The following is a 22,800-nucleotide window of genomic DNA, read 5'->3' as shown; positions in this document are numbered from 1 at the left end:
GGCGGACGCGAAACCCGCCCTTTGCGCCCCTCCTTTGCATCCGGATGTCGCCTTTGGTCGCCAAAGGACGCTTCCCGGCCATCCCCGCCCGGTCCAAGGCAATATTGCTCTGCTCCATGACCCTCAACGCGGGAGAATGAGTGATGAGCGAAGTCAGGGCCGAGCGTCGGACACGGGGAGGCGGCGGCGCCGCCCGCCGGGCGGAGCGCACCGCCGTTTCGGTCGAGACGGCCAAGTTCATCCAGCGCAATATCCCGAATTTCGAGGTCCTCAACGAGGAAGCGCTCGAAATCATCGAATACAACGCGGAAACGGTGCTGGAAGAAATCGGCGTCAATTTCGTCGAGAATCCCGAAGCGCTGCAGCGCTGGCGCGAGGCCGGGGCCGATGTGCAGGGCGAGCGCGTGCGCATCCCCCGCGGTCTGGCCCGCCAGCTTTGCGCGACGGCGCCCTCCGCGTTCACTCAGCATGCCCGCAACCCTGAGCGCAATGTCGAGATCGGTGGCCGCAACCTGGTGCTGGCGCCGGTCTATGGCCCGCCCTTCGTGCGCGACAATGAAGGCGGGCGCCGCTATGCCACGATCGAGGATTTCCGCAACTTCGTGAAGCTGGGCTACATGTCCAAATGGCTGCACCATTCGGGCGGCACGGTCTGCGAGCCCACCGATGTCGCGGTGAACAAGCGCCATCTGGACATGCTGCTGGCGCATATGACGCTGTCGGACAAGCCCTATATGGGCTCGGTCACCGAACCCGTCCGGGCCGAGGATTCGGTCCGGATGTCGAAGATCCTGTTCGGCGAGGATTTCGTCGACCAGAACACGGTGATGACCTCGCTCATCAACATCAACTCGCCGCTGACCTTCGATTCGGTGATGATGGGCGCGCTAGAAGTCTATGCGCGCAACAATCAGGCCTCGATCATCTCGCCCTTCATCGTCGGCGGCGCCATGGCGCCCGTGACGGTGGCGGGCACGCTGACGCAGGTTCTGGCCGAAGTGCTGGCGGGCGTGGCCTATAGCCAGCTCATCCGCAAGGGCGCGCCGGTGATCATGGGCGCCTTCGTGACTTCGATCGACATGAATTCGGGCGCGCCCACCTTCGGCACGCCGGAAGCCGCGCATATCACCTATGGCGTGGGCCAGCTCGCCCGCCGCCTGAACCTGCCCTACCGGTCGGGCGGCTCGTTCTGCGGCTCGAAGCTGCCCGACGCGCAGGCCGCCTACGAGACCGCGAACTCGCTCAACATGGCGTTGCTCGCGGGGGTCAACTTCATGCTTCATGCCTGCGGCTGGCTGGAAGGCGGTCTGGTGTCGAGCTACGAGAAATTCGTGCTGGATGCCGATCAGCTGGGCACGCTGCATCACCTCGCCAAGGGCGTCTATATGGACGATAACGGGCAGGCCATGGACGCGCTGCGCGAAGTGGGGCCGGGCGGTCACTTCCTCGGCTGCCAGCACACGCAGAACAACTTCAAGACCGCGTTCTGGCGCACCGAGGTGCTGGATTACAAGCCCTACGAGACCTGGGAAGAAGAAGGCGCGCGCGATTCCTCGCAGCTTGCCAATGTGCGGGTGAAGAAGCTTCTGCGCGATTATCAGGCCCCGGCCATCGATCCGGCCATCGTCGAAGCGCTGCAGGCCTTCGTCGACCAGCGCAAGGCGAGCGAACCCGACGCCTTCGGTTGAGAGGGGCAGGGCGGTGCGTGCACAGCACGCACCCTACAGCCTGGCCGCGTCTGCAAGGGCGCGGCCTTTTTCATTCCGGGTGTCAGGCGCAGCCACGCGTTCGCGACGGTGCGGACGGGGACCGTCCGGCGCTCAGCCGTTCCCGCGCACGAACAGGCCGGCGCCCTCGGCGGCGGCGCGCAGGGCCTTGGCCTTGTTGACCGTTTCCTGCCATTCGGCTTCGGGATCGCTGTCATAGACGACACCGCCGCCGGACTGGATATACATCACCCCGTCCTTCAGCACCGCGGTGCGCAGCGCGATGCAGAAATCCATCTCGCCATCGGCCGAGAAATACCCGACGCCGCCGCCATAGACGCCGCGTTTCTCGGGTTCGAGTTCGTCGATGATCTCCATCGCGCGGATCTTCGGCGCGCCCGAAACGGTGCCCGCGGGAAGCCCGGCCAGCAGCGCCGACAGCGCGTCTTCGTCGTCGCGGATCTCGCCCACCACGTTCGAGACGATATGCATGACATGGCTGTACCGCTCGATGATGAATTTCTCGGTCGGATGGACCGTGCCGATCTTCGCCACCCGGCCGACATCGTTGCGGCCCAGATCCAGCAGCATCAGATGCTCGGCCAGCTCCTTCTTGTCGGCCATCAGGTCGGCTTCGAGCGCCTTGTCGGCTTCGGGCGTGGCGCCGCGCGGGCGGGTGCCGGCAATCGGGCGGATCGTCACCTCGCGGTCGCGCACCCGCACCAGGATCTCGGGCGAGGCGCCGACGACGTGAAACCCGCCGAAGTCGAAATACAGCATGAAGGGCGACGGGTTCGTGCGCCTGAGCGAGCGGTAGAGCGCGAAGGGCGGCAGGGGGAAATCCTGTGCCCAGCGTTGCGAGGGCACGACCTGGAAGATGTCGCCCGCGCGGATGTAATCCTTGGCCTTCTCGACCGCGGCCTTGTAGCCGTCCTTGGTGAAATTCGAGCGCGGCTCGCCCACCTGCGCCATGTCTCCCAGCGCGCGCCCGCCCGAGGCGGCCTCGCGTTCGAGATCGCGCAGCGCATCCATCACCCGCTCGGCCGCCTGCGCATAGGCAGCGCGCGCGCTGAGCCCCGAGGCCACCCAGGCGGGCGACACGACCGTCACCTCGCCCTTGACCCCGTCCAGCACCGCGACGACCGAGGGCCGCATCAGCACCGCGTCGGGCAGGTCCAGCGGGTCCGGGTTGGTCTGCGGCAGATCCTCGACCAGACGGATCATGTCATAGCCCAGATAGCCGAACAGACCGGCCGAGGCGGCTGGCAGATCCTTGGGCAGCGCGATGCGGCTTTCGGCCAGAAGCGCGCGGAGTTCCTGCAGCGGATGTCCCGGCAGGTCGACAAAGGCCGCCTCGTCGAACCGCGCCTCGCGGTTCAGGCGGCTGGCATTGCCCCGGCATTGCCAGATCAGATCGGGCTTGGTGCCGATGATCGAATACCGCCCCCGCACCTCGCCGCCGGTCACCGATTCCAGCATAAAGCTGTCTTTGCGGTTGCCGACGATCTTCAGCATCAGCGAGACCGGCGTGTCCAGATCCGCCGCCAGCCGGGCATAGACGACCTGATTTTCGCCCCGGTTCCAACCGGCTTCGAACTCGGCGAACGAGGGGGTCAGAAGGGCGGAATGGGTCACGGGCGGGGCCTTTCAAGACGGGTGAGGGCCGCGACGGGCGTCAGCGGAAATTGGCGTGGACGGCGTTGATCGCGTTCTGGTCGAGCGAGATCCCCGCCTCGGCCTGCAGCGCGCGGGCGAAGTACGTATAGACGTCCTGCGCCAGGGCCTGGCCGATCTGGCTGTCGATGCTCTGCATCAGCTGCGCGGTCTGCGGGTTCTCGGGGTCGGCGTCACCCACCGGGCCGGTCAGCGCCAGCAGCGCCCGGCCATCGGCGACGTTCAGAATCGGCGTGCCCGGCTCGGCGGACATCAGCGATTCCATCATCTCGTTCGGGATCTGCGCCACGCGGTCCAGCCGCGTCACACCCTCGAAGCTTTCGGCGGCGATCTCGTGCGTCTCGGCAAAGGCTTCGACGCCGTCCGAGGCCAGCTCGGCGCTCCATTCCTGACCCAGCGCCATCAGCGCGGCCTCGACCGCCTGCTCGCGCGCGGCAGCGGCGACCGCCTCGCGAACCTCGTCGAGCGGACGCGGCGCGGGCGGGATCACCTCGTCAAGACGCAGCGCGAACAGCCCGCCATCCGACAGCCCGCCCAGTTCGGGGAAATCGTCGGCGGACACGGCAGCGGCGGCATCGGCGAATTCGGTATAGGCGGCGATGCCCTCGTTCGACTCCGCGCTCCAGGTGATCGTGCCCAGCTGCATCTCGGTCTCGTCGGCCATGTCCTCGAGCGTGGCGCCTCCGGCCAGCAGGTCGTCGAGCGCCTCGCGACGGTCGGCAATCAGGCGGCGCGCGCCATCGGCGGCCAGCTCGTCGCGCAGCTCGTCGCGGGCTTCCTCGAAGCTGACTTCCTGCGCGTTCAGGATGGCATTCATGCGATAGAGCGCCGGCCCCAGCGACGAGGGCAGGGGACCCACCACCGCACCGGCCTCATCCAGCGCGAAGACCGTCTCGCCCGCGGCACCGAGCTGAGCCTCGCTGACATCGCCCAGATCGACGTCGTCAAGCGTCAGGCCACGCGCCTCGACCAGCGCGTCGAAGCTGGTTTCGCCCGCCTCGATCCGTGCCAGCGCCTGTTGCGCCTCGTCTTCGGTGCCGAAGACCAGCCGCTCGACCAGGCGCCGCTCGGGCTGGACGTATTCGTCGATACGCTGATCGTAGAGCGTGCGGATCGCCTCGTCGGACAGCACGACCTCGTCGCGCACCATTTCCGGCGTCAGCCACGCATAGGTGATGCGGCGCATTTCGGGCGCGGTGAAGTTCTCGATATTGGCGTCGTAATAGGCCTGCACAGCCTCGTCCGAAGGCGCGGCGACCGGCTCGGGCAGCATCTCTTCGGTCAGCGTGAAGACGTCGAAGCTGTGCGGCGTGGCGTAGTAATCCATCAGCGCGGCGCGCAGATTGGCGGGGGTTTCGATCCCCGCGGCGGTCGCGGTCTGCAAGAGGCTGCGCGCGGTGTCGCGGCGCAGCTCTTCCTCGAACTGCGCGGGCGTCTGGCCACTGTTTTCCAGCCGGAAGCGATAGGTCTCGCGGTCGAAGCCGCCGGTCGGCCCCTGGAAGGCGTCGATGCCTACCAGCGCCTCCTGCACCGCCGCGTCGCCGACCGAGATGCCGATCCGCTCGGCCTCGTTATCCAGCGCGGCCTGCACGATCAGCTGCGAGCGCACGCTTTCGTCGATGCGCAACTGCTGCGCGCGGGCCAGCGTGACCGGCTCGCCGATCTGCTGGCCATAGGCGTTCATTTCCTGCTGCAGGGCGTTGGCATAGGTCTGCGCCGGGATGCTCCGATCGCCTACCTGGCCGATCGAGGTCACGCGGCTTCCCAGAAAGCTGTCGATCCCGAAGCCCCCCAGACCGGCGATCAGGAGGATCATCAGGATCCACATAACGATATTCTGCGCGCTCGATTTCTTGGCCATCGAATGGGCTCCGATTGTCAATGCTGGCTGTTGTGTATTGGCTCAGGCGGCGCGGGGCAAGCCGGTTGCGGAGGGCGCGGCACTGCAATCGCTCCGGCGCGCCCGGGCGGTTGCCGTCCCCCCGCCGCAATGCCATTCTGGCGGCCCGCGCAGCAGGAGATCGCATGAAACTCGCCACCTTCAATATCAACGGTGTCAAGGCCCGGGCCGAGGTGCTTGGCCGCTGGCTTGATACCTCCGCCCCGGACGTGGCGGTGCTGCAGGAAATCAAGTCGGTGGACGAGGCCTTTCCTCGCGCCCTGATCGAGGATCGCGGCTATCATCTGGAAACCCACGGGCAGAAGGGCTTCAACGGCGTGGCGATCCTGTCGAAGCTGCCGCTTCACGATGTCACGCGCGGCCTGCCAGGGGATGAGAGCGACGAACAGGCCCGCTATATCGAGGCCGATATCGGCGAGACGGGGCTGCGCGTCTGCGGGCTCTACCTGCCCAACGGCAACCCGGCGCCGGGGCCGAAATACGACTACAAGCTGAGCTGGATGGAGCGGCTGCGCGCACGTGCTGCGGCGCTGATCGCGCGCGAGATCCCGGTGGCTTTCGCGGGGGATTACAACGTCATCCCCCAGCCCGAGGATGCCGCCCGCCCCGACGCCTGGCGCGAGGATGCGCTGTTCCTGCCGCAAAGCCGCGCGGCCTTTCGCCGGCTCGAAACGATGGGGCTCTACGACGCGCTGCGGCTGCGCCATCCCGAACCGGGGCTCTATTCCTTCTGGGATTACCAGGCGGGCGCGCGGCCGAAGAATGACGGCATCCGCATCGATCATTGGCTGTTGTCGCCCAAGGCGGCCGACCGCCTGACCGATTGCTGGATCGAAACCGCGCCGCGCGACTGGGAGAAGCCGTCGGACCACACCCCGGTCTGGGTGGAGCTCGCGGCCTGAGGAAAGGGCGGCCACCGGGGCCGCCCTTCTGCCGTCAGTCCAGATCCGCCGCGCTGTGGCGTTCGCGGATGCCGTCCTCGGGGCTGGGCTTGTTGACCCGCTTGCCGCGCGCGACACCCGGGCGCGCCGCCATGTCGGCCGCCCAGCGGACCACGTTCTTGTATTCGTGCACCGACAGGAACTCGCCCGCGTCATAGGCCCCGCCTTCGACAAGCCGCCCGTACCACGGATAGATCGCCATGTCGGCGATGGTGTACTCGTGGCCCGCGATCCATTTGCGGTCGGCCAGATTGCGGTCCAGCACGTCGAGCTGGCGCTTCACCTCCATCGCGAAACGGTTGATCGGGTATTCGTATTTCTCGGGCGCATAGGCATAGAAATGCCCGAAGCCGCCACCCAGATAGGGCGCCGCGCCCATCTGCCAGAAGACCCAGTTCATCACCTCGGTCCGCGCGGGACCCGAGGCGGGGAGGAAGGCGCCGAATTTCTCGGCCAGGTGGAACAGGATCGAGGCCGATTCGAACACCCGCACCGGCTCAGACCCCGAGCGGTCCATCAGCGCCGGGATCTTCGAGTTCGGGTTGATATCCACGAAGTCCGAGCCGAACTGGTCGCCCTCGCCGATATTGATCAGCCAGGCATCGTATTCCGCGCCCGCATGGCCCGCCGCCAGCAGCTCTTCGAACAGGATGGTGACTTTCACGCCATTGGGCGTGCCCAGCGAATACAGCTGGAACGGATGCTCGCCGACCGGCAGCTCCTTGTCATGCGTGGGGCCGGCGATGGGCCGGTTGATCGAGGCAAAGCGCCCGCCGCTCTCCTGTTCCCAGGTCCAGACCTTCGGGGGCGTGTAGCTGTCACTCGGCATCGGGTATCCTTGGCTAAATGAGATCGTCTTGGTGAACATGCGAACGGATCGCCCGAGGTCAAGGGCGCCCCGCCTCGGGGCATGACAAAAGGGGCCCCGCAGAGGAGGCCCCTTCATCTTTGTTCCGCAAATATCCTCGGGGGGTGAGGCCGCAGGCCGAGGGGGGCAGACAGCCCCCCTGACGACCCGGTCACCCGGGGCGTCGGATTACGGGAAGCCCACGCGGTCGAAGATGTCCGTCGCCTCGCCCGCGTTCAGCCCGTAGACCGAAACGTTGACGCCCGAATTGCGGAAATCGGTGAAGGGGGCGACGGGGCCGTGGATCTCGACGCCCGGGACGATCGGGAATTCGTTGTTGGAATCCGCAAAGATCGCCTGTGCTTCATCCGACACCAGGTATTCCAGGAAGCGGATCGCGTTCTCGCGGTTCGGAGCGTGCTGGGTCACGCCCGCGCCCGAGATGTTGACATGCGCGCCGCGCCCCGGCTCGTCCTCGGTCCCCTGGTTGGGATAGAAGAACTCGACCGCCTCGGCGACGGCGACATCATCGGGGTTGTCCGACGCAGCGAGCGCGCCCCAGTAATAGGTGTTCGACACCGCGACCGAGCATTCGTCGGCCGCCAGCGCGCGCAGCTGGTCGCGGTCGCCGCCCTGCGGCTGGCGGGCGAGGTTGTTGTTCACGCCCGCGGCCCATTCCTCGGCCCCTTCGGCGCCCAGGACCTCGATCATCTCGGCCATCAGCGAGATGTTGTAGATATTCGACGAGGACCGGATGCAGATCTCGCCCTCGAGACGCGGGTCGGCGAGGTCTTCGTAATCGTTCAGCCAGTCGGGACGCTCGCCCACACGGGTGAAGATGACCCGTGCGCGCGACGACAGGCCGAACCACAGATTGTCGGGATGCTGGAAATTCTCGGGCACGCGCTGTTCCAGGATCTCGCTCTCGATGGGCTGGAACACGCCCGCTTCGACCGCGCGGTGCAGGCGGCCGCCATCGACGGTGATGTACAGATCGGCCGGCGAGGCCTCGCCTTCGGTCTGGATCCGTTCGAGCAGCTGTTCGCCGGTGCCCTCGATCAGGTTGATGCGGATTCCGGTGGCCGCGGTGAAGTTCTCGTAAAGGCGCAGGTCGGTGTCGTAATGGCGCGAGGAATACAGGTTGACTTCCTGTGCCAGCGCGGCCGGCGCGGCGGCGGTCAGCAATGCGGTGAAAGCAGTACCAAGAGCCGTCAGATTGCGAAACATAAGGTCCTCCGGACGTAAGAAAATCGCCCCGGGCGGGGCGGGCGGGGGAAGGGTCGGTTCCGACCCGGACGCCCCGAGGCATAAAGGCTCGCGGCATTCCTGACAATAACAATCGGAATATAATCCGACAATAAGAATCGGAAAACTGGACAGCCCGGCGGCCATCCGCTAGGGGAAGAGCCGGATGTGCAGGACGCCACATGGCCACGACCCACGACACCCTTTCTTCGACCGCGCGGTCGCGGCGCTTCAGGCCCGGCGGCTGGACGCTGGGTGCGCTGGTGATCGCCGCCTTCATCGCGCTGCCGATTCTGGCGGTGGTGGCTCAGGTCTTCCTGCCCTCGGACGGCGCCTGGGCGCATCTGGCCTCGACCGTGCTGCCGCTTTACCTGCGCAATTCGCTGTTTCTGGTGATGCTGACCATCGCGCTGGCGGCGGCGATGGGGGTGGGCGCGGGCTGGCTGATCGCGGGCTTCGAGTTCCGGGGCCGGGGCGTGCTGCAATGGGCGCTGATGCTGCCGATGACGATGCCGGGCTATGTCATCGCCTATGTCTATTACGAGACCTTCACCTTCGCCGGTCCCGTTCAGTCGGCCCTGCGCGCGCTGTTCGGTTGGGGGCGGCGGGATTACTGGTTTCCGGACATCGCCAGCCTGCCGGGCGCGGCGATCATGCTGGCGCTGGTGCTCTATCCCTATGTCTACCTGTTGGCCCGCGCGGCCTTTGCCACGCAGTCGCTGCACCTGATCGAGGCGGCCCGGGCGCTGGGCCAGTCGGCGCGCGGGGCCTTCTTCCGCGTGGCCCTGCCGATGGCACGCCCGGCCATCGTCGCGGGCTGCGCCTTCGTGGGGATGGAGACGCTGGCCGATTTCGGCACCGTGCAGCATCTGGGCGTGCAGACGCTGACCTCGGGCATTTTCCGCACCTGGTTCGCGCGGGGCGAGCCGGTGGCGGCGGCGCAGATCGCGGCGCTGCTGATCGGGCTCGTCGGCGTGGCGCTGGTGCTGGAGCGGCTGTTGCGCGGCTCGCGGCGCTATGTGGGCGATCCGGGCGGACAATCGGCCAGCGCGGCGGCGCGGCGTCCGCTGACCGGCTGGCGCGCGGCGATCGTGATGGGGCTGTGCGCCTTTCCCATCGTCGCGGGCTTTGTCTTTCCCTTCGCCGATCTGGCGCGCCGTGCATTCCTGGTGGGGGATCCGATGTGGGGCCCGCGTTTCTACGCCTTTGCCGGGAATTCGCTGATGCTGGCCGCCCTGGCCGCGCTCGTGCTGCTGACGCTCGGGGTTTTCCTGGCCTATGCGCGGCGGCTCGATGGCGGGCCTGCGGTGCGTGGCGCGCTGGGGGTTGCGGGGATCGGCTACGCGATGCCGGGCGCGGTGATCGCCGTGGGGATCCTGCTGCCGCTCAGCTGGGTCGATCGCAGCCTCGATGCCTGGATGCGCGAGACCTTCGACATCTCGACCGGGCTTTTGCTGACCGGCTCCTATTTCGGGCTGATCTTTGCCTATGCGGTGCGGTTCCTCGCCATTTCGCTCAACACGATCGAGGCGTCTTTGCAGCGCATTCCGCCCTCGCTGGACGAGGCCGCGCGGGGGCTTGGTTCAGGGCCCGCGCGGACGCTGGCGACGGTGCATTTCCCGCTTCTGCGCGGCGGGCTTCTGTCGGCGGCGATCTTCATCTTCGCCGATGTGCTCAAGGAACTGCCCGCGACGCTGATCGTGCGGCCCTTCAACCTCGATACGTTGGCGATTCGGACCTATCGACTGGCGTCGGACGGGCGGCTGGACGAGGCCTCGACCTCGGCCATGCTGATCGTCGCCATCGGGATCATCCCGGTAATCCTGCTCAGCCGGGCGATGGACAATCCCTCGGCGCATTGAACCTCGCGACGCGTCCGAAACACCCCAGCCGGGCCGGAAACGCCCCGAAAGCATTCCGGGTTACGCATCTGTGAGCGCGAATCTGCCCCTAACAGGCCGCAACGGGTTTGCCACGCTTGCCCGTCGGCGCATATTTTGCTTATGACCACCGATAATCTGCCGGCGCTGCTCGCCCGGCCGACAAGAGGAACAGTTCCGTGACGTCCAGACGCTCTTTCATCGCCAAAAGCGCCGCCGCTGCCCTGGCCGCGCCCTTTGTCGCTGGCCCGCGCCAGCTCTTCGCCCAGACCGCTCAGGAAAGCCAGTGGGACAGCTGGGACGCGCAGGTCACGCCCGCGGGCTACGACCCGTCCTTTTCCAACCCCTGGGATCTGCATCCGCGCTTCCTGCCGCGCCGGGTCGAGGCCAATGACGGCCTGCGCGCGGGCGACATCCATGTCGACGCGGTGGCGCGCTATCTCTACCACATCCAGGGCGACGGGACGGCAATGCGCTACGGCGTCGCCATCGGCCAGGACGACCTGTACGAAGCGGGGACCTTCCGCATCGGCCGCAAGGCGCGCTGGCCCTCCTGGACGCCCACGGCGAACATGATCCGCCGCAACCCGGAATACCAGGAATTCGCCGGCGGCATGCCGGGCGGCCCCGAGAACCCCCTGGGCGCGCGCGCGCTCTATCTCTATGTGGGCAACCGCGACACCTATCTGCGCATCCACGGCACGCCGCAGCCCTGGTCGATCGGCTCGCGTGCCAGCTCGGGCTGCGTGCGGATGGTGATGCCGCATATCATCAACCTGTACGACCAGGTCGAGGTCGGCGCCACGGCGCATCTCTACGCGGCGTGACTGCGCAGACCGACCCCGCAGACCCGACATGCAGAAGGGCGCCGCAATCGCGGCGCCCTTTGTCATTTCCCATCCCCTGCCGGCGTTACGCCGCGGGTGCCCCGGCATTGGTGCAGATCATCCGCCCGTCGCGCGTGCGCAGCGGCACGAAGGTCGTTTCGACGACATTGCTGTGACGGTACCAGTAGCAGCCATCCGAAGGCATGATGCGCACGGCGGTCAGGTCCTGGTTCGGGGCCACCACGTTCATGATGCCTTCGGGCAGCTCCGGCAGGAACTGGGATTCGTTGGTCGGGTCTGGCGCGGTGGTGCTGACGCAGCCGGCAAGAGCGACGGAAAGCACCAGCAGCGAACCCGCTGAAAGTCTGCGATAGAGTGTCATGAAACCCCCGGTTCCGAAAAGGCAGTCTGGGACAATGGTTGCGCAAGTCCCGATCGGGTCAAGCAGTACACGGTTCTTTCACAGCGGAAAATACTCTCCGGATCGCTGCGCGCCGGGGGTGCCGATCTGCAACAGCTTGCCCGGGAAGGGGGCTCGACTGCGGGTGAAGGGGGCGCACGCATACGCAAAGGAGCGCCCCGAAAGGCACTTGAAAACGTGTCTGTATAAGGAAAAGTGGCAGCCCGTAGGGGAGTCGAACCCCTCTTTCCAGGTTGAAAACCTGGCGTCCTAACCGATAGACGAACGGGCCACCTTTGCGCTTTCTGCGATGCTTGTCAGCGTTTCGCTTCCGGCGTGAGGCGGTGTTTAGGCCAGCGTCCGGGCGGGCGCAAGGGGAATTTTTCGCCTTCGTGACAACTTTTTTCGTCGTGCACGACCGAGCGTTTCGGGCCGCCTCGTTTCACGGTTGTGACAGGCATCTCAGCGCCTTGAGAGGGCACTGACGGGCGGATTTCCAAAGCGTTTCAGGCCGTCCCGGGCGCCCGGTCAGGCGGGCGCGGCGTCGTCGAGGCGAAGCTGCACGCGGTTGCGGCCGCCCCAGGAATTGATCTCGACCTTGCCGGCGAGGTGCCAAAGGCCGGGCGTGCGCCGGGCCAGCGCCGCGCCCAGCGGGCCGTCATAGGCGCCGAAGGCAATGGCCTCGAGCGAGGCGCCCGCCGGGTCGCCGAATCGCAGTTTCAGGTGGCCTGTGCCGATCTGGCGGGCATCGAGAATCGCCATCGACGGGAAGGCGAATCGCGGGGCAGGGGCACCTTGTCCGAAAGGTCCGGCCTGTTCGAGCGTTTCGACCATCCCGACCGTCGCGGCGCCCGGCATCAACAGCCCGTCGAGCCGCAGATCGCCCGCGCCGCCCTGGCCGGCTCCCTGCTTGGCCAAGAGCTCGCCCAACCGTTCCATTGCCGACTCGAGTCGGTCGCGCGTCACGGTCAGGCCCGCGGCCATCCGGTGACCGCCGCCTTTCACAAGGAGGCCCTCCAGCGCGAGCCTTTGGATCGAGGCGCCCAGATCCACCCCCGCGACCGAGCGGCCCGAGCCCTTGCCCTCGTCCCCGTCGAGCGCGATCACCACGGCGGGGCGATTGGTGGCCTCTTTCAGCCGTGCGGCGACGATGCCGATCACGCCCGGATGCCAGCCCTCGGCGGCGGCCCAGACCAGCGGGCCGTCGAGGCCCCGGAACTCGGCTTGCGCGAGCGCCTCCTCGCGCACCGCCTGTTCGATGGCGCGGCGGTCGTCGTTGAGCTGATCGAGCTGGGCCGCGATCTTTTGCGCTTCGAACGCGTTGTCGGTCGACAGAAGCCGCGCGCCCAGATCGGCCGCGCCGATCCGTCCGCCCGCATTGACGCGCGGGCCCAGAACGAAGCCCAGATGGTAGGGGGTCGGCGCCTGGTCGATACGGCCCACATCACTGAGCGCGACCAGACCGGGACGCCCGCGCTGCGCCATGACCTTGAGCCCCTGCCGCACGAAGGCGCGATTGACGCCGATCAGCGGCGCCACATCGGCCACCGTCGCCAGCGCCACAAGGTCGAGATAGCCCATCAGGTCGGGGCCCCTGACGCCGTCGTCGCGCAGCTGGCGATTGGCTTCAACCAGCAGCAGGAAGACCACGCCCGCCGCGCAGAGATGGCCCAGATCGCCCGATTCGTCCTGTCGGTTGGGGTTCACCACGGCCAGCGCCTCGGGCAGCGTCTCGCCGCCGAGGTGGTGATCGAGGATGACCACGTCGGCGCCCTTGGCCGCCGCGACGGGGCCGTGCGAGAGCGTGCCGCAATCGACGCAGACGATCAGCCCGTGGTCGCGAGCCAGCGCTTCCATCGCCGGTTCGTTGGGGCCGTAGCCTTCGTCGATACGGTCGGGAATATAAAGCGTGGCGTCGTGGCCCATGGCGCGCAGCCAGCAGAGCAGAAGCGCCGAGGACGCGCCGCCATCCACGTCGTAATCACCGAACACGGCGATCTTCTCGCGCGATTTCAGCGCGGACAGAAGGCGGGCTGCGGCTTTCTCCATGTCGCGCAGAAGCCGGGGATCGGGCAAGAGCGCGCGCAGCGAGGGCGCGAGGAAACCGGCGGCCTCGTCGGGGGGGACCTGACGATGCGCCAGAACCGAACACAGCGCCAAAGGCAGGCGCGTGGCTTGTGCCAGCGCCTCGGCCTGTCGTTCCCTCTCGGTGCCCGGGCCGACCCAGCGTCGGCCCGTCAGCGATGTTTCAACGCCAAGATAGGCAGTCATGTCACCGGGTTCATTTCACCGGGTTGCGGTAGATCATGCGCCGCACCGAGCCGGTTTTCGAGCGCATCAGCAGGGTTTCGGTTTCGATCCAGCCGGGCTCGCGCTTGATGCCCTGCACGATCGAGCCATTGGTCACGCCGGTGGCCGAGAAGATCACGTCCGCCGTCACCAGTTCGTCGCGGCTATAGACGCGGTCGAGTTCGGTGATCCCGGCCTTGGCCGCGCGCCCGCGCTCGTCATCGTTGCGGAACAGCAGCCGGCCGAACATCTGCCCGCCCATGCACTTCAGCGCGGCAGCGGCCAGAACGCCCTCGGGCGCACCGCCCGAGCCCATATACATGTCGATGCCGGTCAGGTGCGGCTCGGCGCAGTGGATCACGCCCGCGACGTCGCCATCGGTGATCAGGCGGATCGAGGCGCCAGTCGAGCGCACTTCGCGGATCAGATCCTCGTGGCGCGGACGCTCGAGGATGCAGCAGGTGATGTCGGTGGTCTCGCAGCCCTTGGCCTTGGCCAGAGCGCGCACGCGCTCGGCGGGCTCCATGTCCAGCGTCACGGTGCCCGGGGCATAGCCCGGACCGATGGCCAGCTTGTCCATGTAGACGTCGGGTGCGTGCAGCAGCGTGCCGCGCGGCGCCATGGCGATGACAGTCAGCGCGTTCGGCATGTCCTTGGCGGTCAGCGTGGTGCCTTCGAGCGGGTCGAGGGCAATATCCACCTCGGGGCCGTTCCCGTTGCCGACTTCCTCGCCGATATAGAGCATCGGCGCCTCGTCGCGCTCGCCCTCGCCGATGACCACGACGCCCTTGATGTCCAGCAGGTTAAGCTGGTTGCGCATGGCGTTGACGGCCGCCTGGTCGGCCGCCTTTTCGTCGCCGCGGCCGATCCAGTCGGCGGATTCCATCGCCGCCTGCTCGGACACGCGGGCGAGGCCCAGCGACAGCATGCGATCGTGAAACAGGGGAGAGTCGGACATGATCATTCCTTGATTGAAACCGGGCGCGGGTTGCGCGACCTGCATAGCGCGGGCGGGGGAGCGGGACAACGCTGGTGCCGCTAACGCCCGCTTGGGAGGGCAAAAGGTGTCAAAACCCATGCGCCGCGCTTCAAGCAAGAGCATGGCGCGGATGCGGCGATTCAGCGGTGAGCGAGGGAGGGGGCGGCGGCCAGCCGCCCGACCCCCTCAGGGCGGTGACGCTCAGACCTCTTCGATGCGCAGCGCCACCGGGTCGCCCACGACGACCCCGGTTTCGGCGAATTTCGCCAGCGCGAAGCTGATATCGTCCGACGAGGCCTTGTGCGTCACGATCAGCACGGGCGCGTCGGTGCCGTCATGCGAATATTGCCGCATCCGCGCGATGGAGATCCCGCTTTCGCCCAGAAGCGTGGCGATCTTGGCCAGCGCGCCGGGCTTGTCCAAGAGCGTCATGCGCAGATACCACGGCGCGCCCGCGCTGACGACGGCGGGCGGCGCGTCGGTGAGCGTCGCGGCTGGCTGGCCGAAGACCGGCAGCCGCAACCCGCGCGCGATGTCGAGCACATCGCCCATCACCGCGCTGGCGGTCGGGCCTTCGCCCGCTCCGGCGCCCCGCAGGACGATCTGGCCGACCGAGTCACCTTCGATCACCACCATGTTGGTCCCGCCCTGAAGCTGGCCCAGCGGATGCGTTTCCGGCACCAGACAGGGCGTCATGCGCTGCTCCAGCCCCCGCCCGGTCATCTGCGCCACGCCCAGAAGCTTGATCGAATAGCCCATGTCGCGCGCCAGCCGGATATCGTCGAGCGAGATCGAGCCGATCCCCTGCAGAACGACATTGTCGAAATCGACCTCGGTGCCGAAGGCGATGGCCGACAGCAGGCTCAGCTTGTGACCCGCATCGATGCCGCCCACGTCGAGATTGGGATCGGCTTCCAGATAGCCCAGCTTGAACGCCTCGTCGAAGAGCACGTTATAGCCCTGTCCGGTCGCCTCCATCCGCGTCAGGATGTAGTTGCAGGTGCCGTTCATCACGCCCATCACGCGGGTGATACGGTTGCCGGCCAGCCCCTCGGTCAGGGCCTTGATCACGGGGATGCCGCCCGCGACGGCGGCTTCGAAGCGCAGCACGCGGTCGTGGGATTCGGCCAGCCGGGCCAGTTCGGTGCCGTGGCGGGCCAGCAGGGCCTTGTTGGCGGTGACGACATCCTTGCCGTTCTTCAGCGCGGTCTCGACAAGCGCCTTGGCCGCGCCGTTCTCGCCGCCCATCAGTTCGATCACGACGTCTATGTCGTCGCGCCGGCCCAAAGCCACGGGATCGTCTTCCCACGCATAGCCCGAGATATCCGCGCCGCGTTCCTTGGTGCGCGAATTGGCGCTGACCGCGACGATCTCGATAGGCCGACCGCCCCGGCGCATGATCATCTCGGCATGGGTCTGGACGATCTTGACCACACCGATACCGACGGTCCCGAGACCGGCGATGCCCAGACGCAAGGGGGCGGAAGAAGGGGACGACATGAAAAGCTCCGGATTACCTGCCCGCGCGGGGGCGCGGGCGTCGCGCTTGGATTATCCGAGAGCCGCCAGAGGCGCAATGCGCCGATGGGCGATGCGGGCCGCGCAAGGCCCGTGGTCCTGTCGTTGCCTCGCAAAGGCGGTTCAGTTGCTGCCCGCTTGCGCGTCCGTCGCCTGTTCATCAAGCGCCAGTGCGCGGCGGCGCATCTCGGCGTAATCGGCAAAAGACAGGCCCTGATAGCGCATTTGCTGGGCGCGGGCGCGCAGGCTGGCCGCGCGGGCGTTCAGCGCCGCGCTGCTGGCCTGTGCCCGGCTGGGATCCGCGGCTCCCTGCGTGCGGGCGTCGATCACCGATTGCGGCAGCAGGGCCGGGGCATCGGCCGCAACCGTCGCACAGGCCGACAGGCCCAGCAACGCGGCAAGGGCAAGGGAAGGGACGGAGATGCGGGTCATGCGGGCCTCGGGTCAGATCGCGGCATGGTAACAACCGCCCGGTTGGGTGTGAAGCGGCAAAGCGGCGGCGAGGGGCGCATCCGGGCTTGAATTGAACGGGCGTTCAGTGAAAATGCGGCATGGCTCGAAAACCCGGATCCCGCGCCGAGATCACCGGCCCCAAACTGCGCGAGACCGCCTTGCGGCTGTTTGCGCGCGACGGCTACGCGGCGGTCTCGATGCGCCAGATCGCCGCCGAGGTGGGGGTGCAGGCCGGTGCGCTCTATCTTTACACCGCCGACAAGCAGAGCCTTCTGTTCGACGCGATGTCCGACCACATGGAAGCCTTGCTGGCCGCGTGGCGGGCCGAGGCGCCCAAGGGCGATGCGCGCGACCGGCTCGAGCATTTCGCGCGCTTCCACATCCGCTTTCACGCCGCGCGCGCGGATGCGGTCTTCATCGCCTATATGGAGTTGCGTAACCTCACCCCCGAGAATTTCGCGCGGATCGGTGCCCTGCGCTCATGCTACGAGGCCGAGCTCGAGAGCATCCTGCGCGCGGGTCAGGACGAAGGCACGCTGACCGTGCCCGACACCAAGCTTGCGACGATGGCGCTGATCGCCATGCTGACCGGGGTGAATACCTGGTTCCGCGAGGGCGGGCGGCTCAGCCGCGACCGGGTCGAGGATATCTATGTCGATATGGTGCTGAACGCGGCGGGCGCCCGGGTCTGACCCCGCGCGCCCCTGTCCCGATCCGGGTTGCCCGGCTCAGCGGTTGGTCCACTCATCGATGATCAGGTGGGCATTGCAAGCGGTGCTGCTATAGCCTCCGGTGAAGATCACGTATTGACCCGACGGCGCGTTGGTGATCCGCAGCCCCGCGTTCCAGCCCGAGTAATCGTCATTGAAATACCACTGGCCGTTCGGGTCGCGCACCGCGAGCGTGGTGTCGCAGGTATAGCCGCTGTTGCCGTCATCCAGACGCAATTGCAGCGCCGTGCTGGTCGAGCTGATATTCTCGTTGTCGTAATTGAGGATCAGGTGGGGCGAGGCATTCATCCAGCCCCATCCGCGCAGCGTGTTGCCACAGGCGCTCAGGTTGGTCGACGTTCCGGTGCGCTGCGGCATGCGAATGCCGGTGGCCAGATCCGAGCGTCCCATGGACAGCCACGGCGCGGCGATCCGGTAATCGGGGCAGCCTGAATAGCGCGGGAAGCGGGTGTTGGGATCCGCGCCGAGCGCACGGGCCGGGTCGGCGATGAAGCTCGGCGCCGTTCCACTGCCCGCCGACGCGATCGTCAGGTTGTCGAGGCCCCAGGCCTCGTTGTTGATGTCCTCGCTCAGGGTCGAGGAAAAACCCAGCTGGAAAGTCTGCGGCGCGTTGTCGATGGTCAGCACGACATGCCAGGTCTGGTCCTCGTAATACTGGCCGGTGACGTTTTGCAGCGGGCTCGTCGGGGTCATCGTCATGCGGTAGGTCATCGACCGCAGGTATCCGGCCGAGGCGCGGCTCCGGGGATAGGGCGCAAGCGTGGAATGCACGAAGGGATCCATCGAGATCGGTGTGCCGTCGATCATCACCGTGAAACTGTCGCCCAGCGTCCCGCCCCATGTCGCGTCGAACCCGTCCCAGCTGTCGATCCTGAGAAAATCGAACTCGATCGTCGCGACACTGCCCGCTTGCGGCAAGGACACGTTCAGCGTGACCGGCGCGTTGCGCGTTGCCTGCCCGAACGGCCCGAGATAGGCGCCGTTGGGGCCGTTCTGGGTGATCGTGCTTTGCGAAAAGCCCGTGGTGACGCCGTCGTCGAAGCCGAAGCTCGCGACCTGCCCGGTATCGGGATCGGGCTCGTCGACCTCGTCGCCGGGATCGGGCAGTTCCTCGTTGCCGCCGCCGGTCCAGGCGATCTCGTAATCGGTTTCGGGATAGATCGGCTCGATCCCGTCGAAATTGATCCAGGGCGCGAAGCGCGGGCGCACCACGATGACCGGAGAAAACCGAAGCTGGCCGATCCCTACATTGGCGAAAGGCTCCCACAGCGAGAACGCCTCGACCAGGAGCAGCGCCTCGCCGGGCAGGACGGGCGGGATACGGTCGGCAAGGTCTTCGACCGGCATCTGGTAGACGGCATTGGCGAAGGTGACGGACTCGTCTTCGCCGAAGGCTTGCTGCAGGCCCGCATAATCGCCGTTATCGAGCAGCTCGAACACGTCGGCGGGCAGCTCGGACAGATCGCGGGTCGCATAGGACCATTGCAGCCGGTTCCGCTCGTTCGCGGAATCCCAGATCACCGACGACACGCGCAGCCGGGTTTCATAGGTGTTATCGGCAAGGAAATCGTAGACGTCGTTCAGGCCCTCGATGTAATTGGCCGTGAACAGGTTGGTTTCGCGCGACATGATGTCGGCCACGGTCTGCGCGGCCATTTGCGCGTGATAGCGCGCCTGGTAGCCGTTGAAGAACACCACCATCGCGGCGAGGCCCCACAGCATCAGCGGCAGGGACAGGACGAACTCGATCGACACCGAGCCCCGCGCGCCGGTGACGAAACCCCGCGCCCGGCGGCGAACCCGGTCGAAGCCGGCGGCGTACACTCTGCACTGGTCAAGCATGGCGGACCTCATGTGGGTTCGTTGGCGAAAGCGGCGTGGGACACCAGAAAGAAGCCGCCGGATTCGTCTTCGGGCATCCCCATGACCAGCCCGGTCAGCCTGATGAAGGGATCGGCCACGGCGCAGACGCGGATCAGCATCAGCTCCTGCGCGCCGTTGCCCGGGCGGAAGGAGACGACGGGATGCAGCTCGAGCTCGCGGTTGACGCATTGGGCGTCGGTATCGAGCCCGGTCCAGGTCGCGGTATCGACGGGATGCATCTCGACCGCCATCGAGTTCACGCAATCGGCGATCAGGAAGGTGTTGTCGCAGATGAGCTGGCGGAAATTGTCGTATTGCGCACCCGTCACGTTGCCCAGCCGCACCTGCCGCACGGCGATGTCGACGGCGCGGTCCAGAAAGACCTGCCGCAGCATGACGATGCCGTAATCGATGGACGAGAACAGCAGCGCCAGCACCATCGGCAGCACGATCACGAATTCGACCGTGGTCGTGCCGGCCTCGCGGCGCGCGAAACGGCGCAGAAGGCGTGGCAGGGCTGTCACAGCGTCAACCGCAATTGCTGCGTCTGGATCGACGTGGTGATGCCTTCGAAGACGCTGATGATCTCGTCGGCCGAGGTGTTGAAGTAATGGCTGGGCGACGAGGCGCAGCCCTGCATCAGGGCGGCCCCTGCGCTGGGCGCCTGGTAGGCGATGGCGTAGATCAGGACGCCCTGATCCTTCAGCGCGTTGCACACGCTCAGCGTGTTGTCGTCCTGGGTCTGCGTGCCGTAGCGCTCGCCGCAGCAATTGGTGCCGTCGGTCAGCAGGATGAGGGCGCGCACGACATTGGGTTCGTCCCAGTCATAGGGCCGACCCTCGAAGGCAGGGTCGACCTCGCCATTGGCGATCAGTTCGCTGATGACGGGGCGCAGGTCCGGGTCGAAGAACATCGCCCCGAAACGCACGCCCAGATCGATCGAGGTTGTCCCCGCCGCGCGGAGATCCTGAATGTACTGCTCGGCCAGGGCCGGGTCGCTGACATAGGGACGCGCCATGCGCCAGGGATCGGTCGCGCAATTCTGCCGGATGCTGAGCAGGCTCAGCGTGTTCGTGATCGTGTTCCAGTTGCTGAAGTCGTTGCACGCCCCCGTGCCGATCACGTTGACGAAGCTGTTGAGAAACCCGGTCGGCGGCAGAACCCAGGTGTCATAGGGAACCAGCGTGATGCCGACATCCCCGACTTCCTCGGCGTCGTTGAGAAGCGTGGTCGCCAGCTCTGCGGCGGCGTCGCGCATCGCGACGATCTTCTGTTGCCCGTTCATCGACCCCGAAACGTCCAGCACCATCACCAGCTCGACATCGGGTCCGCCGTCGAATTGCTCGGCGGCGCGGGCGGGGGTGGTCATGGCGAAGTTGTCGACGCCCACGAACTGGGTGAACAGCGAGGGCACGGTGCCCGAGGGGAAGACGGTGACGACGCGCCCGTCCTCGTCATCCTGTTCGATCCGGAAATTCGAGCCGAGCTGGTCGCTGAACCCTTCGGCGGCGAAATAGGCGCGCAGGATGTCTTCGGGCGTGGCGTCGGAATTGTTCTCGCGCAGCATCGTCGCGGCCAGAACCGCGCGATCCGCCGCGTTCTGCATCCGCAGGCGTTCGTTTTCGTAGCGCATCATGTCCACCGCGATGCCGCCGACGAGGATCATCGCGACAAGGATGAACAGGCTGAACACGACCACCGTCCCGCTTTCCTGGCGGGAAAAGCGAAAGAGACCGGCAATGAAGGGATGATTGGCCCAAAGAGCCCTGGGCTGGCGCGGGGACAGCATTCGGATCACCTTTTACAGATATGCACGGCGGCACGATACCCGGATTACCTAGGCCCGGGCGGTGGCCGAAATACGGCGCGGCGGCGCCCGATTGTGGCAAGGATCGGGCGCGAAAAGCGGTAATCCGGAAACGGACTGTTTCAGAGGGGCGTTTGCGACCGCGCGGGTTGTGGCCGGGTTGGCCGTTGCCGCGAAAGGTTAACGCCCGTTCGTCCCGGGCGAGGCCAGATCGCGCGCCAGGGCACAGAACGATTCCAGCCCGATTTCCTCCGCCCGCGCCGTCGGAGCGATGCCCAGCCGTTCCAGCCGCGCCTCGATCTGCGGATCGAGGCCCTTGAGCGCGGCGCGCAGCATCTTGCGCCGCTGGTTGAACGCCGCGGCCACGACCCGTTCGAGCATCTTGGCCGGCGCGGGAAAGCGCGGCTCGGGCAGGGCGGTCAGATGCACGACGGCGCTGTCGATCTTGGGCGGCGGGGTAAAGGCCGAGGGCGGCAGCGTCAGCACGATCTTCGCCTCGCAGCGCCATTGCGCGAGCAAAGCGAGACGCCCGTAAGCCTTGGAGCCGGGTTTCGCCACGATCCGCTCGGCCACTTCCTTCTGGAACATCAGCGTCAGCGTCGACCAGACGGGGGGCCAGGCGGCGGGGGTAAGCCAGCGCACAAGAAGCTCGGTGCCGACATTGTAGGGCAGGTTCGCCACCACCTTGATCGGCGGTGTCAGATGGGCCAGCGGGTCGATCTCCAGCGCGTCGCCATTGATCACCTGCAACCGTCCGGGATAGGCGGCTTCGATCTCGGCCAGGGCGGGCAGGCAGCGCGCATCCTTCTCGATCGCCAGCACCCGGCGCGCGCCCTCGGCCAGAAGCCCGCGCGTCAGCCCGCCGGGACCGGGCCCCACTTCCAGCACGTCCGACCCCGTCAGATCGCCCGCCGACCGCGCGATCCGCGCCGTCAGGTTGAGGTCCAGAAGAAAATTCTGCCCCAGCGCCTTCTTGGCCTGGAGATCATGCGCGGCGATCACCGCGCGCAGGGGGGGAAGATTGTCGATCTGCGCCATCCCTTTCCCATCGGGGAAAAACAGCCGCATGGCAAGAGAGCGCGGGTTGCCGTCCCGCCCTGAGCGGTTAGTCTCGGGCTGGGAGGAGCCGCCATGCCCCACGCCGTTTTCTACGATTGCGAGTTTCTGACCGCGCCCGGCGCGCCGATGCGGTTTTGGAACGGGCCCGCCGATCCCGACCCGCTCATCGCCCAGATCGGCGCGGCGAAACTGTCGCTCGATGAGCCTTACGAGATCCTCGACACGCTCTGCCTGCATGTGCTGCCCGTCGGTCGCAATGGCAGGCGCGTCGCCCTCGATCCTCTCTTCACCCGTCTGACCGGCATCGACGAAGCGGTGCTTGACCGCGACGGGATCGCGCTGGGCGCGGCGCTCGACTGTCTCGATGCGTTCAGCGAGGGCGCATGCCTGTGGTCCTGGGGCAAGGACGAGCTGAACATGATGGGTGTCAGTTGCTGGATCGCGGGCATCGCACCGCCGCTGGCGCCCGCACGGTTCCGCAATGCCTGCGACCTGACGCTGGCCGCCGGAACGCCGCTGGACGCGGTGCACAAGCTGCGCTCGAACACGATTTCCGACTATTATGGCGTCACGCATCCGCCGCTTCAGGCGCATGACGCGCGCGACGATGCCTTGTGCGTGGCCTATGCGATGCAGGCGCTTCTGCGCGACGGGCGCTTGCCGGTCGCGGCGTTCGATTAG

Annotated in this window: 19 protein-coding genes and 1 tRNA gene; 6 read left to right on the top strand and 14 right to left on the bottom strand. The window is 66.8% G+C overall.

Annotated features, from left to right (window positions below; translation table 11 throughout):
* The first annotated feature begins 143 nt into the window (after window positions 1-143).
* Window positions 144-1,688, top strand: a complete 1,545-nt coding sequence (locus C4N9_RS06645) for a trimethylamine methyltransferase family protein (protein ID WP_109532501.1) — start codon at window positions 144-146, stop codon at window positions 1,686-1,688.
* A gap of 132 nt (window positions 1,689-1,820) precedes the next feature.
* On the opposite strand, the gene trpE is transcribed toward C4N9_RS06645, so the two are convergent.
* Together trpE and C4N9_RS06635 are read right to left on the bottom strand one after the other, a co-directional pair.
* A complete protein-coding gene (gene trpE / locus C4N9_RS06640; RefSeq protein ID WP_245902478.1) occupies window positions 1,821-3,341 on the bottom strand; it encodes an anthranilate synthase component I in 1,521 nt (506 codons plus the stop codon).
* Between the two features lie 40 nt (window positions 3,342-3,381).
* The gene (locus tag C4N9_RS06635) at window positions 3,382-5,241 is read right to left on the bottom strand and encodes a SurA N-terminal domain-containing protein (RefSeq protein ID WP_109532500.1); all 1,860 of its coding nucleotides are present in this window, start codon (window positions 5,239-5,241) and stop codon (window positions 3,382-3,384) included.
* 164 nt (window positions 5,242-5,405) lie between these two features.
* On the opposite strand from C4N9_RS06635, the gene xth reads away from it, so the two are divergent.
* Complete coding sequence (gene xth / locus C4N9_RS06630) at window positions 5,406-6,182, top strand: exodeoxyribonuclease III (RefSeq protein WP_109532499.1); 777 nt, start codon at window positions 5,406-5,408, stop codon at window positions 6,180-6,182.
* Window positions 6,183-6,216: 34 nt separating this feature from the next.
* Here xth and yghU read toward each other — a convergent pair whose 3' ends face one another.
* Window positions 6,217-7,050: a glutathione-dependent disulfide-bond oxidoreductase gene (gene yghU / locus C4N9_RS06625; RefSeq protein WP_109532498.1), complete on the bottom strand. Its 834-nt coding sequence runs from the start codon at window positions 7,048-7,050 to the stop codon at window positions 6,217-6,219.
* A 207-nt stretch (window positions 7,051-7,257) separates the two neighbouring features.
* Complete coding sequence (locus tag C4N9_RS06620; RefSeq protein WP_109532497.1) at window positions 7,258-8,295, bottom strand: extracellular solute-binding protein; 1,038 nt, start codon at window positions 8,293-8,295, stop codon at window positions 7,258-7,260.
* A gap of 200 nt (window positions 8,296-8,495) precedes the next feature.
* On the opposite strand from C4N9_RS06620, the gene C4N9_RS06615 reads away from it, so the two are divergent.
* Window positions 8,496-10,175 (top strand): ABC transporter permease, encoded by a 1,680-nt coding sequence (locus C4N9_RS06615; RefSeq protein ID WP_109532496.1) that lies wholly within the window; start codon window positions 8,496-8,498, stop codon window positions 10,173-10,175.
* A 197-nt stretch (window positions 10,176-10,372) separates the two neighbouring features.
* Window positions 10,373-11,020 (top strand): L,D-transpeptidase, encoded by a 648-nt coding sequence (locus C4N9_RS06610; RefSeq protein ID WP_109532495.1) that lies wholly within the window; start codon window positions 10,373-10,375, stop codon window positions 11,018-11,020.
* Window positions 11,021-11,105: 85 nt separating this feature from the next.
* On the opposite strand, the gene C4N9_RS06605 is transcribed toward C4N9_RS06610, so the two are convergent.
* The 6 genes from C4N9_RS06605 to C4N9_RS06580 all read right to left on the bottom strand — a co-directional run bounded on the left by C4N9_RS06605 (window position 11,106) and on the right by C4N9_RS06580 (window position 16,638).
* Window positions 11,106-11,402 carry a hypothetical protein gene (locus tag C4N9_RS06605; protein WP_109532494.1) on the bottom strand — a complete coding sequence of 99 codons (297 nt, stop codon included), beginning with the start codon at window positions 11,400-11,402 and terminating at the stop codon, window positions 11,106-11,108.
* 235 nt (window positions 11,403-11,637) lie between these two features.
* Window positions 11,638-11,712, bottom strand: a tRNA-Glu gene (locus C4N9_RS06600).
* Between the two features lie 236 nt (window positions 11,713-11,948).
* The gene (gene recJ, locus C4N9_RS06595; RefSeq protein ID WP_109532493.1) at window positions 11,949-13,691 is read right to left on the bottom strand and encodes a single-stranded-DNA-specific exonuclease RecJ; all 1,743 of its coding nucleotides are present in this window, start codon (window positions 13,689-13,691) and stop codon (window positions 11,949-11,951) included.
* Between the two features lie 10 nt (window positions 13,692-13,701).
* Window positions 13,702-14,667 (bottom strand): class II fructose-bisphosphatase, encoded by a 966-nt coding sequence (gene glpX, locus C4N9_RS06590; protein ID WP_109532579.1) that lies wholly within the window; start codon window positions 14,665-14,667, stop codon window positions 13,702-13,704.
* Window positions 14,668-14,889: 222 nt separating this feature from the next.
* Window positions 14,890-16,188 (bottom strand): homoserine dehydrogenase, encoded by a 1,299-nt coding sequence (locus C4N9_RS06585; protein WP_109532492.1) that lies wholly within the window; start codon window positions 16,186-16,188, stop codon window positions 14,890-14,892.
* Window positions 16,189-16,329: 141 nt separating this feature from the next.
* The gene (locus C4N9_RS06580; protein ID WP_109532491.1) at window positions 16,330-16,638 is read right to left on the bottom strand and encodes a hypothetical protein; all 309 of its coding nucleotides are present in this window, start codon (window positions 16,636-16,638) and stop codon (window positions 16,330-16,332) included.
* Window positions 16,639-16,757: 119 nt separating this feature from the next.
* Here C4N9_RS06580 and C4N9_RS06575 point away from each other — a divergent pair, with 119 nt between their 5' ends.
* The gene (locus C4N9_RS06575; RefSeq protein WP_109532490.1) at window positions 16,758-17,351 is read left to right on the top strand and encodes a TetR/AcrR family transcriptional regulator; all 594 of its coding nucleotides are present in this window, start codon (window positions 16,758-16,760) and stop codon (window positions 17,349-17,351) included.
* A gap of 36 nt (window positions 17,352-17,387) precedes the next feature.
* Here C4N9_RS06575 and C4N9_RS06570 read toward each other — a convergent pair whose 3' ends face one another.
* The 4 genes from C4N9_RS06570 to rsmA form a co-directional block, all read right to left on the bottom strand.
* Window positions 17,388-19,232, bottom strand: coding sequence for a TadE/TadG family type IV pilus assembly protein (locus C4N9_RS06570; protein WP_146195131.1), 1,845 nt, complete (start codon window positions 19,230-19,232; stop codon window positions 17,388-17,390).
* Between the two features lie 8 nt (window positions 19,233-19,240).
* Window positions 19,241-19,777 carry a TadE/TadG family type IV pilus assembly protein gene (locus C4N9_RS06565; RefSeq protein WP_109532488.1) on the bottom strand — a complete coding sequence of 179 codons (537 nt, stop codon included), beginning with the start codon at window positions 19,775-19,777 and terminating at the stop codon, window positions 19,241-19,243.
* Window positions 19,774-21,042 (bottom strand): pilus assembly protein TadG-related protein, encoded by a 1,269-nt coding sequence (locus C4N9_RS06560; RefSeq protein ID WP_109532487.1) that lies wholly within the window; start codon window positions 21,040-21,042, stop codon window positions 19,774-19,776. Before C4N9_RS06560 ends, C4N9_RS06565 begins: the two co-directional genes overlap by 4 nt.
* Window positions 21,043-21,240: 198 nt before the next feature.
* The gene (rsmA, locus tag C4N9_RS06555) at window positions 21,241-22,098 is read right to left on the bottom strand and encodes a 16S rRNA (adenine(1518)-N(6)/adenine(1519)-N(6))-dimethyltransferase RsmA (RefSeq protein ID WP_109532578.1); all 858 of its coding nucleotides are present in this window, start codon (window positions 22,096-22,098) and stop codon (window positions 21,241-21,243) included.
* Between the two features lie 93 nt (window positions 22,099-22,191).
* On the opposite strand from rsmA, the gene C4N9_RS06550 reads away from it, so the two are divergent.
* Window positions 22,192-22,800, top strand: coding sequence for a 3'-5' exonuclease family protein (locus C4N9_RS06550; RefSeq protein WP_109532486.1), 609 nt, complete (start codon window positions 22,192-22,194; stop codon window positions 22,798-22,800).

It is taken from the genome of Pararhodobacter marinus (genome assembly GCF_003122215.1).
GTDB classification, from domain to species: Bacteria; Pseudomonadota; Alphaproteobacteria; order Rhodobacterales; family Rhodobacteraceae; genus Pararhodobacter; species Pararhodobacter marinus.
The sequence above is the reverse complement of the archived record's forward strand: the minus strand, read 5'-3'. Positions and strand labels throughout refer to the sequence as shown.

Coding starts and splice junctions, on each gene's coding strand:
- C4N9_RS06645 (WP_109532501.1), top strand. CDS start 144: ATGAGCGAAGTCAGGGCCGAGCGTCGGACACGGGGAGGCGGCGGCGCC.
- C4N9_RS06560 (WP_109532487.1), bottom strand. CDS start 21,042: ATGCTGTCCCCGCGCCAGCCCAGGGCTCTTTGGGCCAATCATCCCTTC.
- C4N9_RS06635 (WP_109532500.1), bottom strand. CDS start 5,241: ATGGCCAAGAAATCGAGCGCGCAGAATATCGTTATGTGGATCCTGATG.
- C4N9_RS06605 (WP_109532494.1), bottom strand. CDS start 11,402: ATGACACTCTATCGCAGACTTTCAGCGGGTTCGCTGCTGGTGCTTTCC.
- rsmA (WP_109532578.1), bottom strand. CDS start 22,098: ATGGCGCAGATCGACAATCTTCCCCCCCTGCGCGCGGTGATCGCCGCG.
- C4N9_RS06580 (WP_109532491.1), bottom strand. CDS start 16,638: ATGACCCGCATCTCCGTCCCTTCCCTTGCCCTTGCCGCGTTGCTGGGC.
- C4N9_RS06620 (WP_109532497.1), bottom strand. CDS start 8,295: ATGTTTCGCAATCTGACGGCTCTTGGTACTGCTTTCACCGCATTGCTG.
- C4N9_RS06570 (WP_146195131.1), bottom strand. CDS start 19,232: ATGCTTGACCAGTGCAGAGTGTACGCCGCCGGCTTCGACCGGGTTCGC.
- C4N9_RS06615 (WP_109532496.1), top strand. CDS start 8,496: ATGGCCACGACCCACGACACCCTTTCTTCGACCGCGCGGTCGCGGCGC.
- yghU (WP_109532498.1), bottom strand. CDS start 7,050: ATGCCGAGTGACAGCTACACGCCCCCGAAGGTCTGGACCTGGGAACAG.
- C4N9_RS06550 (WP_109532486.1), top strand. CDS start 22,192: ATGCCCCACGCCGTTTTCTACGATTGCGAGTTTCTGACCGCGCCCGGC.
- glpX (WP_109532579.1), bottom strand. CDS start 14,667: ATGTCCGACTCTCCCCTGTTTCACGATCGCATGCTGTCGCTGGGCCTC.
- xth (WP_109532499.1), top strand. CDS start 5,406: ATGAAACTCGCCACCTTCAATATCAACGGTGTCAAGGCCCGGGCCGAG.
- recJ (WP_109532493.1), bottom strand. CDS start 13,691: ATGACTGCCTATCTTGGCGTTGAAACATCGCTGACGGGCCGACGCTGG.
- C4N9_RS06575 (WP_109532490.1), top strand. CDS start 16,758: ATGGCTCGAAAACCCGGATCCCGCGCCGAGATCACCGGCCCCAAACTG.
- C4N9_RS06585 (WP_109532492.1), bottom strand. CDS start 16,188: ATGTCGTCCCCTTCTTCCGCCCCCTTGCGTCTGGGCATCGCCGGTCTC.